Origin of the sequence: Viridibacillus arenosi, assembly GCF_001955655.1 — a bacterium.
Taxonomy (GTDB): Bacteria; Bacillota; Bacilli; order Bacillales_A; family Planococcaceae; genus Viridibacillus; species Viridibacillus arenosi.
On record NZ_MSPW01000004.1, the window covers coordinates 162,793 to 184,106 of the forward strand.

21 protein-coding genes are annotated in these 21,314 nt (G+C 34.4%); 18 read left to right on the forward strand and 3 right to left on the reverse strand.

Annotated features, from left to right (window positions below; translation table 11 throughout):
- Positions 1-18: 18 nt before the first annotated feature.
- The 4 genes from BK137_RS09590 (at position 19) to BK137_RS09605 (ending at position 2,496) form a co-directional block, all read left to right on the forward strand.
- Positions 19-726: an amino acid ABC transporter permease gene (locus tag BK137_RS09590; RefSeq protein ID WP_038180506.1), complete on the forward strand. Its 708-nt coding sequence runs from the start codon at positions 19-21 to the stop codon at positions 724-726.
- Between the two features lie 26 nt (positions 727-752).
- Positions 753-1,268, forward strand: a complete 516-nt coding sequence (locus BK137_RS09595; RefSeq protein ID WP_038180503.1) for a GNAT family N-acetyltransferase — start codon at positions 753-755, stop codon at positions 1,266-1,268.
- Between the two features lie 16 nt (positions 1,269-1,284).
- Positions 1,285-1,884 carry a nitroreductase family protein gene (locus BK137_RS09600; protein ID WP_038180500.1) on the forward strand — a complete coding sequence of 200 codons (600 nt, stop codon included), beginning with the start codon at positions 1,285-1,287 and terminating at the stop codon, positions 1,882-1,884.
- Between the two features lie 111 nt (positions 1,885-1,995).
- The gene (locus BK137_RS09605) at positions 1,996-2,496 is read left to right on the forward strand and encodes a flavin reductase family protein (protein ID WP_038180497.1); all 501 of its coding nucleotides are present in this window, start codon (positions 1,996-1,998) and stop codon (positions 2,494-2,496) included.
- A 106-nt stretch (positions 2,497-2,602) separates the two neighbouring features.
- Here BK137_RS09605 and BK137_RS09610 read toward each other — a convergent pair whose 3' ends face one another.
- Positions 2,603-3,232, reverse strand: coding sequence for a YfbR-like 5'-deoxynucleotidase (locus BK137_RS09610; RefSeq protein ID WP_038180495.1), 630 nt, complete (start codon positions 3,230-3,232; stop codon positions 2,603-2,605).
- Positions 3,233-3,552: 320 nt separating this feature from the next.
- On the opposite strand from BK137_RS09610, the gene BK137_RS09615 reads away from it, so the two are divergent.
- The 8 genes from BK137_RS09615 (at position 3,553) to BK137_RS09650 (ending at position 12,947) form a co-directional block, all read left to right on the forward strand.
- Positions 3,553-3,990 (forward strand): hypothetical protein, encoded by a 438-nt coding sequence (locus BK137_RS09615; RefSeq protein WP_038180492.1) that lies wholly within the window; start codon positions 3,553-3,555, stop codon positions 3,988-3,990.
- Between the two features lie 716 nt (positions 3,991-4,706).
- Entirely contained in the window at positions 4,707-5,186 is a 480-nt protein-coding gene (locus BK137_RS09620; RefSeq protein WP_038180489.1) for a PaaI family thioesterase, read from the forward strand.
- Positions 5,187-5,309: 123 nt separating this feature from the next.
- Positions 5,310-5,681 carry a helix-turn-helix domain-containing protein gene (locus BK137_RS09625; protein ID WP_038180486.1) on the forward strand — a complete coding sequence of 124 codons (372 nt, stop codon included), beginning with the start codon at positions 5,310-5,312 and terminating at the stop codon, positions 5,679-5,681.
- A gap of 556 nt (positions 5,682-6,237) precedes the next feature.
- Positions 6,238-7,032, forward strand: coding sequence for a LysM peptidoglycan-binding and 3D domain-containing protein (locus tag BK137_RS09630; RefSeq protein WP_038180484.1), 795 nt, complete (start codon positions 6,238-6,240; stop codon positions 7,030-7,032).
- 156 nt (positions 7,033-7,188) lie between these two features.
- A complete protein-coding gene (locus BK137_RS09635) occupies positions 7,189-7,743 on the forward strand; it encodes a superoxide dismutase family protein (protein WP_038180482.1) in 555 nt (184 codons plus the stop codon).
- Between the two features lie 105 nt (positions 7,744-7,848).
- Positions 7,849-10,428, forward strand: a complete 2,580-nt coding sequence (gene mprF / locus BK137_RS09640) for a bifunctional lysylphosphatidylglycerol flippase/synthetase MprF (protein WP_051448587.1) — start codon at positions 7,849-7,851, stop codon at positions 10,426-10,428.
- Between the two features lie 130 nt (positions 10,429-10,558).
- Positions 10,559-11,314 (forward strand): ABC transporter ATP-binding protein, encoded by a 756-nt coding sequence (locus BK137_RS09645; RefSeq protein WP_051448602.1) that lies wholly within the window; start codon positions 10,559-10,561, stop codon positions 11,312-11,314.
- The gene (locus BK137_RS09650) at positions 11,307-12,947 is read left to right on the forward strand and encodes a hypothetical protein (RefSeq protein ID WP_038180477.1); all 1,641 of its coding nucleotides are present in this window, start codon (positions 11,307-11,309) and stop codon (positions 12,945-12,947) included. The genes BK137_RS09645 and BK137_RS09650 overlap by 8 nt, the downstream gene beginning before the upstream one ends.
- Before the next feature lie 13 nt (positions 12,948-12,960).
- Here the strand turns inward: BK137_RS09650 and BK137_RS09655 are convergent, their stop codons facing one another.
- Positions 12,961-13,251, reverse strand: coding sequence for a hypothetical protein (locus BK137_RS09655; protein WP_051448586.1), 291 nt, complete (start codon positions 13,249-13,251; stop codon positions 12,961-12,963).
- A 178-nt stretch (positions 13,252-13,429) separates the two neighbouring features.
- On the opposite strand from BK137_RS09655, the gene BK137_RS22810 reads away from it, so the two are divergent.
- From BK137_RS22810 to nhaC, 3 genes are all read left to right on the forward strand, one after another.
- Positions 13,430-13,564: a hypothetical protein gene (locus BK137_RS22810; protein WP_268746455.1), complete on the forward strand. Its 135-nt coding sequence runs from the start codon at positions 13,430-13,432 to the stop codon at positions 13,562-13,564.
- 258 nt (positions 13,565-13,822) lie between these two features.
- On the forward strand, positions 13,823-14,929 hold the full coding sequence (locus BK137_RS09660; protein ID WP_038180474.1) for an amidohydrolase: 1,107 nt from the start codon (positions 13,823-13,825) through the stop codon (positions 14,927-14,929).
- Between the two features lie 210 nt (positions 14,930-15,139).
- Positions 15,140-16,591 carry a Na+/H+ antiporter NhaC gene (nhaC, locus tag BK137_RS09665; protein WP_038180472.1) on the forward strand — a complete coding sequence of 484 codons (1,452 nt, stop codon included), beginning with the start codon at positions 15,140-15,142 and terminating at the stop codon, positions 16,589-16,591.
- 43 nt (positions 16,592-16,634) lie between these two features.
- Here nhaC and BK137_RS09670 read toward each other — a convergent pair whose 3' ends face one another.
- Positions 16,635-17,879, reverse strand: a complete 1,245-nt coding sequence (locus BK137_RS09670; RefSeq protein WP_038180471.1) for a hypothetical protein — start codon at positions 17,877-17,879, stop codon at positions 16,635-16,637.
- Between the two features lie 95 nt (positions 17,880-17,974).
- Between BK137_RS09670 and BK137_RS09675 the strand changes: the two genes are divergently transcribed.
- The 3 genes from BK137_RS09675 (at position 17,975) to BK137_RS09685 (ending at position 20,888) form a co-directional block, all read left to right on the forward strand.
- A complete protein-coding gene (locus tag BK137_RS09675) occupies positions 17,975-19,084 on the forward strand; it encodes a mandelate racemase/muconate lactonizing enzyme family protein (RefSeq protein ID WP_038180468.1) in 1,110 nt (369 codons plus the stop codon).
- A 19-nt stretch (positions 19,085-19,103) separates the two neighbouring features.
- Positions 19,104-19,790 (forward strand): hypothetical protein, encoded by a 687-nt coding sequence (locus BK137_RS09680; RefSeq protein ID WP_038180467.1) that lies wholly within the window; start codon positions 19,104-19,106, stop codon positions 19,788-19,790.
- A 138-nt stretch (positions 19,791-19,928) separates the two neighbouring features.
- Positions 19,929-20,888 (forward strand): nucleoside hydrolase, encoded by a 960-nt coding sequence (locus BK137_RS09685; RefSeq protein WP_038180464.1) that lies wholly within the window; start codon positions 19,929-19,931, stop codon positions 20,886-20,888.
- Positions 20,889-21,314 lie beyond the last annotated feature (426 nt).

A 21,314-nucleotide genomic window follows, 5' to 3' on the forward strand; every position in this document is an offset into this window, starting at 1 on the left:
GAAGGGGTGTAAAGTAATATGACAATTGACTTTCCTTTTATCTGGATTGCATTCAAAGAACTATTAAAAGCTGCCCCGTTAACTCTAATTCTTACATTTACACCTATTATTATTGGTTTTTTTATCGGAATATCTGTTGCAATGATTAGAGCATATAATTTGAGGTTTTTAAGTCAAATAGCTAATGGTTATGTTTCTTTCTTTAGAGGAACTCCTGCAATTATGCATATTATGTTAATTTATTTTGGTGTACCGCTATTACTGGATATATTAATAAAATATTTACATTTACCTATACAATCTAACTCTATTCCTATTGTTTTGTTTGTCATAACCGCTTTATCTTTAACAGCGGGATCCTATTTATCTGAGATTATTCGATCAGGGATATCTAGTGTATCTCAGGGGCAAATAGAGGCAGCGTATGCAATAGGGATGAATACATTTCAAGTACTGAAAAGAATTATTTTACCTCAAGCATTAGCTCAGTCTATTCCTAATTTTACAAACTTAATAATCGGCTTTTTACATACTACATCAATTGCTTTTCTAGTATCTCAAAAAGAAATTACAGGTGCTGCAAATATAATCGCTTCCAAAAATTTAAAGTTTTTGGAGGCTTTCATAGCAGCTGGTCTTTTATACTGGATTATTACAGCAATTATAGAATGGGTATCTTATGCCGTAGAGAAAAAGGCGAAATCCTATAATAATAGTGCAATTTAAATGAAATTAGAAAGGGGTCAGGAATAATGGGGAGTATTATTGCAATAGATGTCTTGTTAGAACAAGAAAAGGATGCAACACGTGAAGTTTTAGTGAAAAGCTATGAACAATATAAAGATAGTTATGAAAATGAGGAAGTTTGGAATACGTATATTGGGGAGATTAGAACTTCATTAGACAACCCTAATTTGGACCGCGTTTTAGTAGCGAAAAGCAACGATAATATTTTAGGAACATTACAAATTTTTTCTTCATCTAAAGAAGCATATGGTTTGCCTGAGTTAGAAATCCATACTCCTGTTGTACGTTTGTTGGCAGTGCATCCTTCTGCTAGAGGGAAAGGTGTGGCAAAAGAACTGTTAAAAGTAAGTATAGAGTATGCTAAACAAAAAGGAGCTGAGTCTCTTTATTTGCATACCACAGATAAAATGTCAGATGCAATTAGATTGTATGAATGGCTTGGGTTTCAAAGAGATCAAACCAAAGAGTTTTATAAATTTAATACATTAGTGAAATGTTACAGATTTGATATAGCAGAGTAGGAAGGAGGTTCTTAAAATGTCAGGTGATTTTTATTCTGCGATAGAAGAAAGACGATCCATTTATGGTATTACGGATGAATTTGTGATTTCTGATGAACGTATTGAGGAGATTGTCCAATTAGCTGTGGCAAATACTCCATCGGCTTTTAATTCTCAAACAGGTCGATTAGTTGTATTGCTTGGAAATAGCAATAAAGACTTTTGGCAAGTGATTTTTGAATCAATCAAAGAAGGATTAGCGGAAGAACACATAGAAAAAAACAAGAGAAAGTTTAATGCATTTGCAAGTGGCTATGGGACAGTATTGTTTTTTGAGGATTATGAAGTAGTTGCATCAATGCAGGAGAAGTTCCCATCATTTCATGAACAATTTACTGAATGGTCGCATCAATCATCAGGAATACTGCAATACTTAGTATGGACTTCATTGGAGTACGAAGGGTTTGGCGCTAGTTTGCAGCACTATATTCCAACGTTTTCATCTGAAATCTGTCAGCAGTGGGGAATTCAAAAAGGATGGAAACTGATAGCGCAATTACCATTTGGAAAGCCAACTGTTGCGCCCAGGGAGAAAGAAATACAGTCGCTCGACCTGCGAATTATTATTGTAAAATAACTTATAAAATAAGAAATTCTTCGTCATACTCTTGACCGAACCCTTTCGTTAAAAATAAACATATGATAGAGATATCATAATAAAAGGAATTGAAAAATAGGAGTGAATAATATGTCAGAGCAACAGCAAGCGTTTCGTAAAGCTTTAGGTAACTACCCTACAGGCGTTACAGTGGTAACAACATTCAATGGAAATCATGAACCTCTTGGATTAACGGTGAATTCTTTTGCATCTGTTTCTCTAGATCCGTTACTCATTTTATGGTCGATCGATAAAAAATCAAAATCATATAATGAATTTATGAAAACGAAAAAATTTGCCGTAAATATTTTAGCAAATGATCAACAAGAACTGTGTAACCTATTTTCAAGTAAAATTGAAGATCGTTTTAGTCAATGTAAATGGCAAGAGTCTGTACAAAGATTACCTATTTTGAATGATACATTATCAGTGCTAGAGTGTGAAACAGTCCAACAAGTTGATGCAGGTGATCATACTGTTTTAATCGGGCACGTCATTAATATTGAAAATACAGAAAAAGAGCCATTACTCTATCATCGACGTAATGTAGGGCCAATTCCTAAAGAGTTTTATAAAATAGAAGCAAAGTAAAGGGGAAACTGTGAATTCCTAAAGTGTTAGGGGATTTACAGTTTTTCAGTTTTTTTATGAAATCGGGGTAAAATAAAAAAGCTCTTCGCCTTTTTATTTCCAAGGCTTAGGCTTTATTGATAATTTCATGGGTTAATGAGTAAATATCGATTTGCGTTTCTTCAGCAATAACGTCTGCTAACATAACTTCTTTGAAGTATGCAACACTTGTTGGCAGTGGGATACGCAACAACTTTTCTAAAGCCGTTTGATACATATAAACAAATTCTAAATCAGTATTCCCTCGTTTTAGCTCTGCAAATGCTTCGTAGAATTGGTCGAGTTTGTCTGCGAATTCAAGTAAACGACCTTCTGTTGTGGCATCTTTACCTTCCTTCATACGGTCAAAGAAGATGGCTTGGAACTCATCTGGAATTTCTGAGACGATGAATTTTTCCATCATTTTCTCTTCCACATGCGCCAGCATTTGTTTGAGCTCAGGTGATGCATGTTTAACTGGTGTTTTAATATCACCAATGAAAACTTCTGCGAAATCATGGTTGATCGTTTTTTCATATAAAGATTTCCAGTTGATCGTTGCGCCATTCATTTCCTCTAAGGTGCCGAAGAACATAGCGTATTGTGATACTTTCCAAGAGTGAGCTGCTACATTATGCTCCTCGAATTTGAAGCGTCCGGGACAGCGAATAATTCGCTCTAAGTCGTTTAAGCTTGTAAAAAATTTATGAATACCTATAAAAATCCTCTCCTCTATCTTAAGTATATGCTAAAGTGCAACCTTTTATGTGATGGTTTCACCTATATCTGCATTGTACTACAGAAATTTAAAAAACCAGTCCAATTTACGATTTTTTAATAAGTAATTTACATTAGATTAACACTAGTTTAAGTGTATATGATTAAACCATGGAAATGCTACTTTTTTGCTTATGACTGTGGAATAAAACAACATAGTTTTTTGTTCATAATTCAGACATTGCACTCTATTACCTTTTCAATTATCGTGAATATAGAAGGAATATCGAAAAGTAAATACCATTTAAAGGATTCGATCAAATGATATATTCAATAATCGTTTTTATACATGTTATTAGTGCCATTTTGTCGATTGGGCCATTTTTTGTATTGTTACCGATGCTGAAGAAGATGCGAACGACGGATAATCACCATGCATTGGAAGCATATGTGGGGACATTTTCAACTGCCATTCGTATTGTGAAGCATGCGGGCCATGTTCTCGTCACTACTGGATTGCTTGCTATGTGGCTAGGTGGTTGGAACATGCTGACGTCATGGATTGTTATGACATTTGCTGTAATGATTAGCTCAATCGTCTTTTTGGCAAGTGCCTTTAAGCCAACTATTCGTACATTTAATACACCAGAATTCGATCAGCAGCAGTTTATCAATAAATTAGTGAAATCTGTTTGGATTTATATTGTACTGTTGTTAATTATGCTATGGTTTATGGTTGCAAAGCCGATATTATGGTAATAAAAATATGAAAGCTATCTATTCATCAAATTTGATGAGTAGATAGCTTTTTTATTTTTTAGAATTTCCTTCTACACCTACAATTATAATAGAAGGAAATCATGGGTTGAGACAATGTGTTTATTATTAGCAGAGGAAAACTACTGGATTTCTCTTATTCAGGTGTGTTTATGACGATGATAACAATGATCTACATTTTAAATGCTACGATTGGTTTTAGTTCCGATGAATGGGGCATATATAGGATCTATAGTCATTGTTTTGGGAATTATTTCTATCTTCTTTCTTGCTGCAGCCAAACAAAGGAATGAAAATTTGATCTTATTGGACAAAGATGAATCAGGTTATAAAAAGGACCATATTTAATGGGATGTTGCAATCCTGATTATCGCAAAATCGTAGATGAAGAAGAGCAAAGAGTCTTAAAGGGAAATGAAAATACTACTAGGTTATTCAAATTGATTGTTATCATAATCATTTTTTGCGCTACATGGGTAATAGTAAATTAAATTAAAAAAACCATTTCATCGATTAGATGAAATGGCTTTTTTGCTTTTAAGTTAAAGTGAATTCGCTCTGTAATCTAATTATTATTCTAATAAACATTAAAATTTTCTCTTTAAAGCAGAAAAGTTGTTAAAAAGAAAAGGTTTAAGAAGCAGGGTGTCGAATTGTATAGTAGATGGATTATTTTGCAATAAGGGGGATGAATGTGCATGAATAAGGTAGAAAAAATAGCTATTCAGGATGAATATCCGGATGAATTTGCTTGGTGCTACGGTTGTGGAAGATTGAACACTGAAGGTCATCATATTCGCACGGTTTGGGAAGGCGAAGAAACCGTTACTTTTTATGAATCAGGAGATAAATTCACTGCTATACCAGGATTCGTATATGGTGGCTTTTTAGCTTCACTTGTTGATTGTCATGGTACCGGATCAGCAGCATTGGCACTCCATAGAAAAAATGGCCATGAGCCAGGTGATAGTGTGGAACCGCCAAGATTCGTTACCGCGTCATTACATGTGGATTACCTGAAACCGACGCCACAAGGGGTACAGCTAAAAGCTGTTGGCAAGGTAGAAGAAATTCACCCAAAGAAATTCAAAGTTCACGTGAAATTATATGCTGGGGATGAGCATGTAGTTAATGGAGAGGTAGTAGCTGCTTATATGCCAGCTAGTTTTGTTAAATAACAATTTTATTTAGTCATCAGAGTTAGTTTTCAACACTAAATTTCAATAGTGCAAATACGAAAACTTAATAATAGAAGTAATTCAAGAACCACAAAAGAAAATACATTAAAAGGAGTGAGAAAAATGTTTGACGCTCAAGCTTTTGGAATGAAGTTGAAGGAACTACGAGAGTTAAATGATTATTCAATGTTGTCATTAGGCAGAAAAATTGGCACGTCCGCAAGCCGTATTAAAAGTTGGGAGATGGGAGAAAGTGTTCCATCCGCAAGCTGGATTGTAAAGTTAAGCGGGGTGCTACAAGTGTCGGCCGATGAATTACTATTGAATGTAATGGACGAATCAGCTGAGCAAAAAGAAGATAAAGACAAATTTAAAAAACGTAAAGTATTACTTAGAGATATTCATTTATTATTGCCTGAACTTAACAAACAGGACTTATTAGAACTTTATACTTTGGCTGAATTAAAGGCGATGCAAAAAGAGGTTACTTCTTAAATTCATTAAATGTTTGTGATCAAGCATGGTCAGATTAAATTTACTTAACACCTTCCTAAATGATAAAGGAAGGTGTTTTTTTGTTAAGAAAATATATGCTTTAAAATAAAATTTTGTTTTTAAAGTATATATTAGTTGAATGTTTTACCAGAAAGTAAATTGAAAAACATTCTTTTACTGTTTATTTCTTCTAAAAATGTGTATGGACATTTGTAATATTTGAACGCTCAAACCTCTATTTTCACCCTCAAATTTAGTGAAATAACCTCTTTTTGCAAGGAAATAAAAAAAAATGGAGACAATTTCTTTATGTTCTTTGAGCATGAAGCGCTTCAGAAATGAGTGATTGGAGTTATATTCCAATTCCTGTGATAGTAGTCATGACAACCTTTTTGAACACTTTGAAAAAAATTTTTACAGAAAAATGTATAAAATGACAGAATATTGCCAACTATTGTAACAGGATTGATACCCCCCCTACATCGTTTAGAAATATTCATGCAATGTGGGGATGTTAGAGTTATCCGTGTTAGTGAAAAGGAGGTCGTTTTTAACGATGAGAAAACAATTGATTGCACTAGCAGCAGGTTTTTTAATATTAGGATCTGCAACAATGACAGCGCAAGCTGCATCTGTTAGTTATACTGTTGAAAAAGGTGATACACTTTGGGCTATTGCACAGGCCAACAACATTTCAGTCGAAGACTTGCAAGCATCTAACCTGCTAGATTCTTCTTTAATCTTCCCAGCGCAACAACTAGAATTAGAATCTAAATCTGATAAAAAATCAGATGACACATATACTATTAAAAAAGGTGATACACTTACAAAAATCGCCGAAGAAAATGAGGTTACTATAGCGGATTTGATGAGTTGGAATAATTTATCAAGCGATTTAATCTTTGCAGGAGATACACTCGCATTATCGGCTAAGGCAACTTCAAATATTACAAAAGTTCAACAAACGCCTGCTCAAACACAAGAAGCACCACAAGCAAAACAAACAAAACAAGCTCAATCAACATCTACACAATCAGCAACAGCAACACCTCCTCAAGGTGGTAAAACAATGACTGTACGTGCGACTGCGTACACTGCATATTGTACTGGTTGTTCAGGTGTAACAGCTACTGGTTATGATTTACGTGCAAATCCAGGAGCAAAAGTTATTGCAGTTGACCCTTCTGTTATCCCATTAGGTTCAAGAGTGTGGGTTGAAGGTTATGGGGAGGCAATCGCTTCTGATACGGGTGGCGCTATTAAAGGAAACCGTATTGATGTATTCATCCCAGATAACAACAAGGTTTATCAGTGGGGCGTACGTAATGTCACAATCAAAGTTTTAAACTAAACTGATAAGCTATATAAAATGTACCTCTCATGTCGAAAAAATTTCGTTGTGAGAGGTACTTTTTTATTCGCTTTTCTTGAAAAAGAGAGTCATTAGCATTCCTCATACATAATTTTCAACATTTTAGCCATCCTTTTATAAAAGGAGTGGTATTCAATGAGAGTAAAAAAATCGCAATGGATGTTACTAAGTATGACATTATTGCTTGGTGCTTGTTCGTCTAATAAAGAAGTTTATAAGGAAGTAACCGCAATTCCAGCTGAATCTGCACATGCAATGTTCGTTAATAGTGAAGGTAAATCTATTGGTGAAGCAGTTTTAACTGAAACAGAAGAAGGTGTTAACATCGGAATTGCTTTACAAGGGTTAGAACCTGGTGAGAAAGCGATTCATATTCATGCAGTCGGAAAATGTGAAGCGCCTACATTCGAGTCGGCAGGTATGCACTTTAATCCAACAGATAAGCAACATGGATATCTAAATCCAAAAGGGTACCATTTAGGTGATTTACCAAATTTACAAATAGATAAAGATGGTACAGTTGATTTAGAATTTTCGACTAAAGCATTTACTTTAAAACAAGGAGATAGTCGTTCTATTTTAGATGGAGATGGTAGTGCTTTTGTTATACATGAATCATCAGACGATTATAAAACAGATCCATCAGGGAATTCTGGTAAGCGAATAGCGTGCGGGGTTATCAAAAAATAGTCGATTTGTGAAAAAAATAAGAATTTAAGCAACGAATTCAGCATTTTTTGCGTTACAACTGTATAGTAGTAGTATAAGAAGTTGACGTAAAATGGGTGGTTGCGAATGAAACTAAACAGATCGACAATTTTTCAATGGCTGAAAATCATTCTTCCGGTACTATTAATGATTTTTGCTATTCATGAAATAGGTAAGATACTTGGGAATGTTAATGGGCAAGAAATTGTTCGAGAGCTAGAGAATTTAGATGTTCGTACTTTAGTATTAATGGCAGCTGTTCCTTTAGCACTTGTATTTCCAATGTTTTTTTATGACTATTTTATTGTAAGAAAACTAAAGCTTAAAAGACCTTTAAGACGTTTGATGAAAGAATCGTTAATTATTAACTCGTTCTCTAATCTAATTGGTTTTGGCGGCTTAATTGGTGTGTTGTTACGAACACATTATTTTAAGAAAAAAGAAATAGATAGTGGTGCCTTTTTCAAAACAATTGCTTCAGTAACTTTATTTTATTTAGCTGGTCTTTCATTATTTGCTTGGGTATTACCAATCTTCTATTGGGATTTCCCATTATTTAATGAACGAAAGATTTTAGTTGTTGCTGTATCAATTATTGGTCTATATGTGCCATTTTTAATTATCAAAGCTATTGTTCAATTAGTTAAAAAAACAACAACACCTCGCCATGTATTAGGTGATGTGGGATTACTAGGTGTATCAGTCTTAGAATGGTTAGGCGCATTTGCATTTATATACTTAATCAGCTATATGCTAGAAGTTCCAATTGGATTTGAACAATTATTGCCGATTTTCATTGTTGCTTCATGTGCTGGTATTGTGAGTATGATTCCTGGTGGTCTCGGATCTTTTGATTTAGTGTTCATCTGGGGAACTCAAAGTTTAAATGTTCCTGAAGAGTCTGTATTATTAATGCTATTATTTTACCGCGTAGGTTATTATATTATTCCTTTTTTAGCGGGGCTTGCTTTGTTCCTTCGAGAGCTATGGGGGAAATTAAATGCCGGTTTTAATAGTGTTCCTAATATTATTTTAGAACGTGCTAGTCATATCACAGCTACTGTTCTTGTGTTTTTATCAGGCTTGTTGCTTTTACTATCTTCTGCAGCTCCTGGAGCCATTGAAAGAATTAAGTATGCAAAAGATGTATTATCTTTGCCGATAGTAAACGTATCTCATCAAGTTGCTGTAGCGACAGGATTTATATTGCTAGCATTATCTAATGGTATTTCATACAAGGATCGACGTTCATACCAATTAACATTATTTGTATTATTGTTTGCTGCAGCATTATTTATTTTAAAAGGTATTCAATATGAACAGGCACTATTTATGATTTTTGTAGCTGGACTATTATTTGTATCGAGAGATCGTTTCTATCGTGAAAGTTATATTGTTACATGGGGTCGCTCAATTATAAATGTATCTATTATTTTGGTTATTACAGCATTGTATGTTGGTATTGGCATTTGGGCGAAGCCATCTGCAAAATATCCAATTCCGGAAAGCATGAGACCATACTTTATTACGGATTCGGGTGATCTATTTCGTAGCGCTTTTATCGCTTTAATTGTTGTAACCATTGTTGTATTAATAGAAGTTTGGTTAAGGAAAGTGACACAATTTAAGAAAATATCTTCATTCCAGCATGAGAAAGAAATATTTTTACATCTCAATAAATATGGTGGTAAAGAGCTATCACACCTTATTTTTTTACATGATAAATATATTTTTTGGAATAAGAAGAAAACTGTTTTATTCCCTTATCAGGAAAGTGCCGATAAACTAGTTGTTCTTGGAGACTTGGTTGGAGAAAAGGCGGATTTTGCGGAAGCGATTGAAGAGTTTGTTGCGCATGCTGATTACTACGGTTATACGCCAGTCTTTTATGAAGTAAGCGATCAGTTTGTACCTTATCTACATGGCTATGGCTACAATTTCTTTAAATTAGGAGAAGAGGGCTATATAGATGTTGAGAAACTTGTATATTCAAAAGATGATGCAAAGTCCGTTAGTAAGCTGACAAATAGTTTAGAGCAGGAAGGCTATTCTTTTGAAATCATACAACCTCCATTTCAAAAAAATTTGCTGAAAGAATTGCGCACCTTATCAGATGAATGGCTGGATAATCGAAAGGAAAAGGGATTCTCACTTGGTTATTTTAACGAAGATTACTTACAATTTGCACCACTCGCTGTTGTAAAAAATGGTGAAGCGCAAGTTGTAGCATTTTCAAATATCATCCCGTTATATGACGAAGAACAGACTATTTCGATTGACTTAATGCGTTCGAAAAAGACGGATCTTCCAACAGGAATAATAGATTATTTATTCCTCAATATCTTCATCTGGGCAAAGAGTGAGAATTTCAAACATTTAAATGTTGGTATGACACCACTTTCACATATTGGGGTTTCCAAGTATGCGACGTTAACAGAGAAAATTGCTGCAGAAATTATATTTAATGGGCAAGAATATTATAATTTCCAAGACGTGCAACATTTTAAAGAGAAATTCGCAAATACATGGAAGCCTAAATATTTGGCTTATCGAAAACGAGCCTATTTACCTTTTACAATGTTACAAATTATGATTTTAATAGGCGACAATAAATACGCTACAATGAGAGAGCAAGTATCTGAAATTAAAAACTCTCGTAAACGATAATATAACCATAAAACCTTAGAGTCATTTATACGATTCTAAGGTTTTATTATAATTAAAGAAGTAAGAAAATTCTTATAAAGGAGTGATTTTGTTGATAGGCGAATCCATTTTACGATTACAAAACGTTGAGATGTCTTTTGGTAATAAGCAAGTCTTAAATGGTATTAATCTAGAAGTAGGTAAGGGACAAATTATTGGTTATATAGGTCCGAATGGAGCAGGTAAAAGTACGACGGTAAAATTAATGCTTGGGTTAATTGAAGGCTATTCAGGGAAAATTGAAATTTTCGGTAAGGATATTGCTGATGGAGATTATACATATAAAAAACGGATTGGCTATGTGCCTGAAACGGCAGAGCTATATGATCATTTAACGGCTGCAGAGTACTTGACCTTTACTGGAGAAATGTACGGTTTAGGACGAGAGGAAGCTGAGAAAAAAGCATATCAATTGATGTTCCAATTTGGGTTAGAGCATGCTTTTCATCAACGCTTAACCTCTTTTTCAAAGGGGATGCGTCAGAAGGTGCTGATTATTTCGAGCGTATTGCATAATCCCGATCTATTATTTTTTGATGAACCTTTAAGTGGGTTAGACGCAAATAGTGTACTCGTTGTGAAGGAGGTTTTAGCAAAGCTTGCTGAGGAGGGGAAGACTGTTTTTTATTCTTCTCATATCATGGAAGTTGTTGAGAAGATTAGTGATCGAATTGTGCTTTTAGTTAATGGTTTAGTAGTAGCAGATGGTAGTTTCGAAGAGTTACAACAGCAAGGCAAGGAGGGGACTCTAGAAGAAATATTCAATCAAATGACAGGATTTAATCAGCAGGTTGAAATTGCTGAGCGTTTTGTCGAGATTGTGAAAGAAGGTCGAGTACATGAATGATTTTAAATCGTTGAGAGTACTCGATGCGTTCCGATGGATTTTTGAGAAATTCGATATCGATTATCCAATTATGAGGAAACTGATTCAATTGAAACTAACGATGGACAGTCGTCGAATACCGGCTATTTTCAATGGACAAAAGCAGAAAAAAGAGGGTAATCAGTTTATTAAATCACTCTGGATATATCTTTTATACGGACTCTTATTGTTAACCCCTTTTTTATTTTTGGAAAATCAATATATGTTTGCGTCGAGCATTTTATTTACTATGCTAATGTTCATTACAATTACGACGATGGTGTCTGATTTCTCAGCAGTATTGTTAGATGTGCGTGACAAAAATATATTACAGCCAAAACCCGTCAGTAATCGTACACTGAATGCGGCTAAATTAATGCATATTGTAATTTATTTAGCATTGTTGGAAGGTGCATTTGTCATTATTCCACTTGCTGTTGGTATATATCGATTCGGTATTTTTTACGGGCTCATTTTCATCATTAGTATTGTTTTTATTAGTTGTTTTGTCGTTGTCATTACTGCCTTCACATATTTATTTATTCTACGTTTCTTTAGTGGTGAAAAACTGAAGGATCTTATCAATTATGTGCAAATATTTTTAGCTGTCGCAGTTATGCTTAGCTATCAAGTAATGGCAAATTCATTTGAGTTAACTCAAATGAATTTACAGTATATGTTTACATGGTGGCATGTTTTTTTACCCCCTCTTTGGTATAGTGCCTTTTTTGAAGTAATGTTAAACCAAGATTACTCGATAAATATGCTTATATTAATGGCATGTGGTATTGTTATTCCTTTGCTGATGCTGCAATTATATATTAAATTGATGCCAGTATTTGAGCGAAGCCTCTCAAAATTGTTGAGTGATTCTGTACGTACAAAAGGTAAATCCCACCTATTTGAGGAATGGACTTCGAAGGTATTATGCCGTAATTCTCAGGAGCGTACATTTTATCGATTTGCATCACTAATGATTCGGCAGGAACGAGAATTTAAATTGAAGGCATATCCACAAATAGGTTTTGCCATTGTTATTCCATTTGTCATGTTTTTTAATGAAGTACGAATCTATTCTTTAAAAGAAGCCATGGCAAATGAAAATGTGTATCCTTTGTATTTTAGTGCGCTTATGATTCCGACTGTTGTTCATTTGTTGAAGTTTTCAGGGGCATATAAAGGTAACTGGATTTTTAGAGCAACACCGATTAGCAATTCGAAAATGTTTTATAGTAGTACACTAAAAGCAGCAATTGTAAAGTTGTTCTTCCCGACATTTACTCTGTTAAGCATTGTATTTATTGCCATGTTCTCATGGGCAATAATTCCGGATTTACTTATAATTTTATTAGTTGCAGTTATGATGACATTGCTTTCATATGTACTTTTGAATGGAGAAGTATATCCTTTTTCAAATTCTCATGAACTAACACAAGATAATAATACGTTAAAGATTTTTGTAGCAATGTTTGCCATTGGTGCATTTGCTTTAGTCCATTATTTAATCGATATGATTCCATATGCTAAGTTGATATATATACTGATATTAATAATTGCGGTTGTTATTGGATGGCGTCTTGTTTTTGGAGAAAAGAAAAATCACGGTCACTCTTAGAGCGACCGTGATTTTATTTTGTTTCTTTAAAAGAGATTGGAGTAGGTTCTATATTTAAGTCTGGTTGAATAGGCTTAAATTCTAACAATGCATCTTTGGATAGTGGAGATGATGAACGAACTTGTTCAATTTCTAAACGAAGCCTTTCAGTTTCAGCTATAAAACTTTGTTGTTTCAGTTTTTCAAGCTCAATTTCATCTTTTAGTATAGAATGTTTAATTCTCAAGCGATCATTGAAAGCTTTCGATGAAATAGCGACAATTGGGATTAACATTGCGAAAATGGGAATTATATAAGGGCTCATGAGCAATCTCCTTCAGTTGTATAATGTTTACATTATTATACTGTAAATTGTTGGATTTAGATTCATATTTATAAAATAACAGAAAATTTAAATTAATTAGGTTATAATCATTGATTTTATGTGGAGAAAATTGTAATATAAAAAAACCATAAAAAATATTTTTAAAAGGGGGATGCTAATGAAAGCATCAAGATTTGAAACGTACTTAGTAGATCAGGATTTTGAGGTTCAAAAAGAAGAGGAAAAACGTGAGGAGATTTGCCATGAGAATAATAGTGAGCAATATCCTGAAGGTTTTTTTACGGAGTTATAATTATTAAACAGCCGTATTTAAGGGCTGTTTTTTTTATGAAACGGGAATTGATTTTACATAATTTAGTTAATTTACATCAAATTCAAGAGATTTAAAATATACGAGTAATTTTAAGAGCTCCATAAACAATGTTAAGTCACTAAACTTTTATTCGTTTCTTAGTAAAATTATTTACAGGAAATTATAATAGGACAGAAAAGCTTAGTTGGAAATCTATTCATTTTTGCAGTATGATGTGATTCAGATGAGGTGTATAACATGACAATTGATGAACAAATAGTAAATTGGTTTGAGTATTTTCATGCGAACCCTGAAATTAGCTGGGAAGAACATGAAACAACAAAAAAAATCGCGTCTATATTAGATGAGTTGAGTATTTCTTATAAACTTCTTGGTGATGTACCAGGTTTACTAGCAGAAATCGGTGAAGGGGAAGATGTAGTAGCGGTACGTGCCGATATTGATGCTTTATGGCAAGAAGTTGATGGTGAATGGCGTGCTAATCATTCATGTGGTCATGATGCAAATATATCGATGGTGTTAGGCGCACTATTACATTTAAAAGAGCAAAAGCAAAAGTTAAATCACCGTGTTCGTTTTATCTTCCAACCTGCTGAAGAAAAAGGAAACGGTGCTGTTGCTACCTTTGAAAGAGGGGCAGTTGAAGATGTAACTCATTTATTTGGTGTGCATTTACGTCCTATTGAGGAACTTAAAATAGGGCAAGTATCTCCAGCTATCCACCATGGAGCAGCAGTATTCTTAGAGGGCAGTATCCATGGAACAGATGCCCATGGCGCACGACCACATCAAGGACAAAATGCTATTGATGTTGTAGTAGCTATCCAACAAATGGTGAAGAATATTTATATATCTCCATTTGAGCCAAATTCAGTGAAATTAACGAAAATTGTAGCAGATGGTGGGAGTATCAACATAATTCCAGGTAGTGCAAACTTCACAATGGATGTTCGCGCGCAGAAAAATGTTGTATTAAAAGATATGCAATCTAAAGTTGAACATGGATTAGAAGCAATTAAGCAACAATTTAATGTGGATATTACTTGGAATTGGGTGGATTTAACACCAGGTGCTGAAGTATCTTCAGAGGCTGCAAAAATGGCAGAAGAAGCGATTGTTGAAGTATTAGGTAAAGAGTATCTAACTCCACCAGTTGTAACACCAGGTAGTGATGATTTCCACTTCTACACAGTATTAAAACCAGAATTAAAAGCGACAATGATCGGTATTGGCGCTAATTTAGCGCCAGGATTACATCATCCTAAAATGACTTTTGAAAAAGAAGCATTACTTGATGCTGCTAAAGTTTTATCGAAAGTACTTTCAAAAACTCTAGTAAAATAATTTAAAAACCTATGCGAAGGAATTCTTTGCATAGGTTTTTTATTTTTTAGTAATATCTGTTAGATGAATTTTGCTAGTTTATGAATAATAAATGATAGCGTTTTCAAAAAAGGTTTGACTCAAAAAGAAGTGGCTATTACTATTATTATAATAGTGATTATTTATAGACTATTCTAAACTATTTATATTTTCGCAAAGGGGTTGTGAGAAATGAAAAAGGAGATAAGTGCAGGTTGGGCTGGTTTAACATTTTTGATTATGATTATCACAATGTTAGTGACAGTCGTGGTGTTAGATCAAAGTCCACATGTGCCGCTAATTGTGGGGACAATTGTAGCGGCGATTGTTGCTTGGAAACATGGTTATAAATGGACAGAGATTGAAGGCATGATGTATAAGGGGATACGACTTGCGTTACCAGCAATTGTGATAATTATGTTAGTCGGATTGACGATTGGTGCATGGATTGGTGGAGGAGTCGTAGCGACGATGATTTTCTACGGTTTGAAAATTATTTCACCAGCATGGTTTTTAGTAACGATTATGCTTATCTGTTCAATTGTGTCACTGGCTATCGGAAGTTCATGGTCGACAATGGCTACAATTGGTGTAGCTGGAATGGGTATTGGTTTAAGTATGGGTATTCCTGCAGCAATGATTGCAGGGGCGGTTATTTCGGGCTCTTATTTTGGTGATAAGATGTCTCCGCTTTCTGATACGACGAATTTAGCTGCGGGTTTAACAGATACAAATTTATTTGATCACATTAAGCATATGTTTTATACAACAATTCCTGCGTTACTTATTTCGTTAGTTGTATTTGGCATACTTGGTCGTCAATTTGCGTCATCTACAATGGATATTGGGAAAATTGAAGGAACATTAAGCGTTTTACAAGAAAGCTTTGTTATTTCTCCGTGGTTATTATTAGTACCGGTTATTGTAATTGTATTGGTAGCGAAAAAGGTACCTGCTATCCCTGCTTTAATTGTTGGTATTTTGTTAGGATTTATAGCTCAAATTTTCGTGCAAGGCGGTGCACCAGCAGACGCAGTAAATGCCTTACAAGAAGGATTTAAACTAGAAACTGACAATGAAATGGTCTATGAGTTGTTTAATCGTGGCGGCTTAGATTCAATGATGTTCACTGTTTCTATGACTCTTGTTGCGATGACTTTTGGTGGTGTATTAGAGTATTCTGGTATGCTTCAATCAATGATGAATATTATTGTGAAAGCTGCGAAATCAACGGGTAGCTTAGTAGCTGCAACAATTGCTTCTTGTATTACAACAAATGCAACTTGTTCGGAACAATACATATCTATCGTTGTACCTTCTCGTATGTTCGTTAAGGTTTATAAAGATAGAGGACTGCACTCTAAAAACTTATCACGTACTTTAGAGGATGGCGGTACATTGACTTCTGTGTTTTTCCCATGGAATACGTGTGGTGTATTTATACTAGCGACACTAGGTGTAAGCGCTTTTGAATATGCGCCTTATGCGATATTGAATTTTACAGTACCAATTCTTTCAATTATTTATGGATATATTGGGTTTTCAATCGTTAAATTAACGCCGGAAGAACAGGCATTAATAAAGAGTAATGAAGCGAAGTTAAAAAAGGAAGAAGATTTAAATAGTGTACCTGCACTAGATTAATAGGCAAAAGCCTTCTAGCATATTTGATGTCTAGAAGGCTTTATTAATTGTATGTGGAAAAATTCAGCTCATATAAACTGCGTGGTCGACCTTGCTGATATGTCATCTCTTCTCCAACGATTTTAGCGTAGTTATGTTCAACAAGTTTTTTTAGAATACGCTCTGTTGTTCTCCGTGTTACTTGTAAATGCTCGGATAAATCATGAGCTGTAAATTGTAACGACTGTCTCGCTTTACTAAAGGCCATAATTTTAGAAATGTTGAGTGGGCTAAGTTTTGTTTCCTTCGCCATAAGGACAATATAAGGATCTTTAGCTTGTAATGATAATGTTGAGGCTTTATTAGAAAACGGTCCTTGTAGTTCTTTGTTTTCAGTTAAGATATAAATAGCATTAGGAGATGCATAATTTAAAGCATGTTGTGCATTCCTTTGAGCTTCTAATATAGATTCACCATAACCAAAGACGAGCTTTACCGACTTTTCTGAAACAGTAAAGAAAGACTCAAGTTTGTTTTGGGTAAGTGCATTTTGTAAATGTCCATATGTTGTGAATAATTCAAAACGGCATGTATCTACTTGTTGATATGAAGCATGGATGATAGTAGCTAATTGATCTACCGTTTGTAGTGGATTATGTGTAGCTTCATTGAACTCTATAATTCCGGCAACTGCTTTTGCAGATTCAAATTTTGTTAATTGTGATAAGGATATAGATTCATTTAGATGCCGAATAATTGAACTTTTTGGATCAAGCATACGTATGACAGGAATGCCCAATGCCGTTAATTCATCATAAATAGCATGAATACTCGTTATGACTAAGTCAATTTGCCTTGACTGCCAAAGAGCAATATGATTTGTAAGTAAATGCTTAGTTGGTGTCGATAATTCAATTTCTTGCGTGAAGGGTAATTGCCCTTCAAACTGGATATCATGCAAGACATTTTGTATAAAGGTAGAGCTCATTACATCAATAGATAATCGGTCAATTGTAACATTATGTTTTGCGATGGCAGAAAGAATAGTTGTTGATATCATCGTTTCATCTTGTTTTATATATGTCCAAGGTATTGGCCATTGATGTAATAAGTGTTTAGCATATAAATAAGGCAATGTCCCTGCCAACAGTAGAACATCACAAGGTTTTACTTGTTTCATTAAATTAGGTGTTTCTTCTGGTGAATTGTAAATATAAAAATCTAATTGTATATGTGGTACTTCGTGTGAGATAATATTGAGACGATTCATAAATGCTTTTGAACAAATGACTGCTATTTTTGTTGACATAGAATATGACTCCTTTGTTATATTTTTTTATTAATTAACGACTATTTAACGACAACTATAACAGCTCGTAAATAAAAAGAAAAGAGTGAATATAAATGAAAATTACTGAAATTGAAATTTTTGCTATCGAGCTACCTTTAATTGAACCATTTATTATTAGTTATGACACATATCCATCAATGCCCTCTATAATCGTGAAAATGACTACGGATGAAGGTATTATAGGTTACGGTGAGTCTGTCCCCGATGAACATGTAACAGGGGAGACTTGGGAAAGCACTTATGCTGTATTAAAAAACCAACTTGCACCATTAATGATTGGTCAAGATCCAATGGCTTTCGAAAAGATTCATGCATTAATGGACAAGGCAGTTTATCAAGTACCTGCAGCAAAGGCAGCGATTGATATTGCTTGTTTCGATATAGCTGGTAAAAAATTAGATGTACCAGTCTACCAACTAATTGGTGGGCGTTATCATGAGAAGTTCCCAATAACACATGTACTAAGTATTGGTACACCTGAAAAGATGGCAAATGAAGCAGAAGAGCGTGTGAGACAAGGCTACCGCTCATTCAAAATGAAGGTTGGAACAGAAGTCTTGAAAGACGTAGAACGTATTCAAGCGGTACGTGAGCGTGTTGGGTTTGATATCGCAATCCGAGTAGATGTCAATCAAGGATGGGAAAATAGTTCCACAACTTTACGCGGTTTAAGAGCATTACGTGATGTTGATTTAGATTGGTTAGAGCAACCTGTTGTTGCGGACGACATTGATGCGATGGTAGAAATAAAATCTAAAACAGATATTCCTTTAATGATTGACGAAGGCTTACATGGTGTAAAAGAAATGCGTGAAATTATTGCTAAACGTGCTGCTGATAAGGTCAATATTAAACTGATGAAATGCGGAGGTATTTACCCAGCGATGAAATTAGCAACAATGGCTGAAATGGCAGGAATTGAATGTCAAATCGGATCGATGGTAGAATCATCAGTCGGTTCTGCGGCTGGATTCCATGTTGCATTCTCAAAAAAAATCATGACAAGTGTCGAGTTAACAGGTCCATTGAAATTTTCAAAAGATGTGGGTAACTTAAAATATGATGTACCATTTATTTGTTTAAATGAGCGTCCAGGATTAGGCATTGATATAGATGAGGCTATCCTACAAGAACTTTGCCACTACTCGCATGTAGTGAAATAACAATTGGAGGAGGGCTTGAATGAACAGTATATATAAAGGTCATTTAGGTGAAACACCATTTGATATACGCTTATTAGCAATGGAACATTTAGCGATCATACAACAATTACAAACTATTGTTTATAATGCATTACCAGATCAATCCGTGTTACAGCCTCTATCACAAGAAGAATTTGAATATATTCTTCATGGCAACGGCTTAATGATTGGAGCATTTGTAGGAGAAGATTTAATTGCATTCCGTGCACTTCTTGAGCCTGAAATTGATGATGAGCATCTTGGACGTGATTGTGGAGTAGAAGAATCTCTATTACCACTTGTTTTATACCAGGAAATTTCAAATGTTTCGCCTGATTATCGTGGCTTTGGTCTTCAAAAGACATTGGCTAAAGTTATTATGGACCAGGTAGATGTGGAACGTTTTGATTATATTTGTGCGACAGTAAAGCCGTTCAATATTCCAAGCCTAAAAGACAAATTTTCTCAAGGTATGATGGTTGCAGCTTTAAAATTAAAATATGGTGGAAAGCTTCGTTATGTATTTTTCAAAAAAATAACTGAAGAGGTTTTGTCATTCAATGAATCATATAAAGTATTAATGAGTGATACCCCTATGCAGCAACGTCTATTAAAAGAAGGCTGGCTTGGTGTACAAATGTTTCTAGAAAATGACGAATGGATTGTAGAATATAAAAGAATGAAATGAGTATTTGCCACTTCCGATAAGGGAAGTGGCTTTTAAATATAAATACAAGAATATACTATGATGATACAATCTTGAAAAAGGGTTACAATACTTATTGAAGTAAATATATAGAATTAACTGTATTGAGGAGTGAATCTATTGAATAAAATCCCTGTAATATTAGACTGTGATCCTGGTATTGACGACACAATGATGCTAACACTTGCTTTTGCAAGACCTGAGTTAGATATTCGTTTAGTAACAACTGAAGCTGGAAACGTATCGCAAGATAAAACAACGTATAATGCACTTAGTTTCTTAACGTATATTAAACAAGATGTTGAAGTAGCTAGAGGTCTTGATGCTCCTATGTTCCGTACATTAGAAGTGGCTGAAGAGATTCATGGTGAAGGTGGATTAGGCAATGTGAAATGGGCGGAGCCAACTCTACAAACGAGTGATCGCTCAGCTGTAAATGCAATGCGTGAAACACTTTTAGCTAGTGATGAGCCTATGATTATTGTAGCAACTGGCCCATTAACAAATGTAGCAGCGTTATTATTTGCACACCCAGAAGTAAAACCGAAAATAAAAATGATTTCATGGATGGGTGGAGCAGCAGTAGGTGGTAATGTGTCAACAACTGCTGAATTTAATGCTTATGTTGATCCACATGCGGTAGAATTAGTTTTCCGTGCAGGTTTACCGATTGTTATGAGTGGTTTAGATGTAACGCATAAAGCATATATTACCCTTGATGAAATGGAACGATTAAGCAAGTCAGGAACTCCGTTTGCTGAAAAAGTTGCAGAGATGATGAAATTTTATACATTCACACAATCACAAACACCATTTCACGCTCCAAATTTCGAGAAACAAATTCGTGTACATGATGTGTGTGCAGTTGCATATCTTGTTGCTCCAGAGTTATTCCAGGGTGGAGATTACTTTGTAGAAGTGGAGTTGGAAGGCCGTTTAACAGCTGGTTCAACAATTGTTGATTATGTAGGTAAAACAGGTAAAGCGCCAAATGTTAAAGTACTACATACAGTTAATCGTGAAGGATTTATCGAATTATTCTTTAATGCAGTGAATACGATTGGTAAACAATTAGCTTAAGGAATAAGTATTTAAAAACTACTTGATATCTATTTAGATATCAAGTAGTTTTTTTGTTTTTAATAGTAGTATTTGATAACACTCATAAATATATTAAGTAAAACAGTGATTGAAAAAATAGTAAAAACATAATAATCAAATGTTGTAACTAGATTGATAATAGAAAAAGGTTTTGCCCCCAATATTAAGGATTTTAATTGTTAGTGGGAACATATCGCCTAAAGCATTCTAGATGATGTAGTTTCGAATGAAATACAAAGTGTCCTAAGAATTTTGATTGAGTTTAATGTCACAAAAACCATATTTCCATCATTAGATGAAGTAGGAGAAGACAATGCAATTAATACAGGCTTTCTATATGAAGAAGGAAATAAAAAAATGTATCCGCTTACACGTCTGTCGTGTGGCTTTATATGTATGATAATC

What these genes read in the sequence shown, in the direction of transcription:
- mprF (WP_051448587.1), top strand. Translation starts at nt 7,849, where the DNA reads ATGAAACTAAACAGATCGACAATTTTTCAATGGCTGAAAATCATTCTT.
- BK137_RS09660 (WP_038180474.1), top strand. Translation starts at nt 13,823, where the DNA reads ATGACAATTGATGAACAAATAGTAAATTGGTTTGAGTATTTTCATGCG.
- BK137_RS09670 (WP_038180471.1), bottom strand. Translation starts at nt 17,879, where the DNA reads ATGTCAACAAAAATAGCAGTCATTTGTTCAAAAGCATTTATGAATCGT.
- nhaC (WP_038180472.1), top strand. Translation starts at nt 15,140, where the DNA reads ATGAAAAAGGAGATAAGTGCAGGTTGGGCTGGTTTAACATTTTTGATT.
- BK137_RS09645 (WP_051448602.1), top strand. Translation starts at nt 10,559, where the DNA reads ATGTCTTTTGGTAATAAGCAAGTCTTAAATGGTATTAATCTAGAAGTA.
- BK137_RS09605 (WP_038180497.1), top strand. Translation starts at nt 1,996, where the DNA reads ATGTCAGAGCAACAGCAAGCGTTTCGTAAAGCTTTAGGTAACTACCCT.
- BK137_RS09675 (WP_038180468.1), top strand. Translation starts at nt 17,975, where the DNA reads ATGAAAATTACTGAAATTGAAATTTTTGCTATCGAGCTACCTTTAATT.
- BK137_RS09620 (WP_038180489.1), top strand. Translation starts at nt 4,707, where the DNA reads ATGAATAAGGTAGAAAAAATAGCTATTCAGGATGAATATCCGGATGAA.
- BK137_RS09615 (WP_038180492.1), top strand. Translation starts at nt 3,553, where the DNA reads ATGATATATTCAATAATCGTTTTTATACATGTTATTAGTGCCATTTTG.
- BK137_RS22810 (WP_268746455.1), top strand. Translation starts at nt 13,430, where the DNA reads ATGAAAGCATCAAGATTTGAAACGTACTTAGTAGATCAGGATTTTGAG.
- BK137_RS09635 (WP_038180482.1), top strand. Translation starts at nt 7,189, where the DNA reads ATGAGAGTAAAAAAATCGCAATGGATGTTACTAAGTATGACATTATTG.
- BK137_RS09600 (WP_038180500.1), top strand. Translation starts at nt 1,285, where the DNA reads ATGTCAGGTGATTTTTATTCTGCGATAGAAGAAAGACGATCCATTTAT.
- BK137_RS09630 (WP_038180484.1), top strand. Translation starts at nt 6,238, where the DNA reads ATGAGAAAACAATTGATTGCACTAGCAGCAGGTTTTTTAATATTAGGA.
- BK137_RS09680 (WP_038180467.1), top strand. Translation starts at nt 19,104, where the DNA reads ATGAACAGTATATATAAAGGTCATTTAGGTGAAACACCATTTGATATA.
- BK137_RS09595 (WP_038180503.1), top strand. Translation starts at nt 753, where the DNA reads ATGGGGAGTATTATTGCAATAGATGTCTTGTTAGAACAAGAAAAGGAT.
- BK137_RS09655 (WP_051448586.1), bottom strand. Translation starts at nt 13,251, where the DNA reads ATGAGCCCTTATATAATTCCCATTTTCGCAATGTTAATCCCAATTGTC.
- BK137_RS09650 (WP_038180477.1), top strand. Translation starts at nt 11,307, where the DNA reads ATGAATGATTTTAAATCGTTGAGAGTACTCGATGCGTTCCGATGGATT.
- BK137_RS09625 (WP_038180486.1), top strand. Translation starts at nt 5,310, where the DNA reads ATGTTTGACGCTCAAGCTTTTGGAATGAAGTTGAAGGAACTACGAGAG.
- BK137_RS09590 (WP_038180506.1), top strand. Translation starts at nt 19, where the DNA reads ATGACAATTGACTTTCCTTTTATCTGGATTGCATTCAAAGAACTATTA.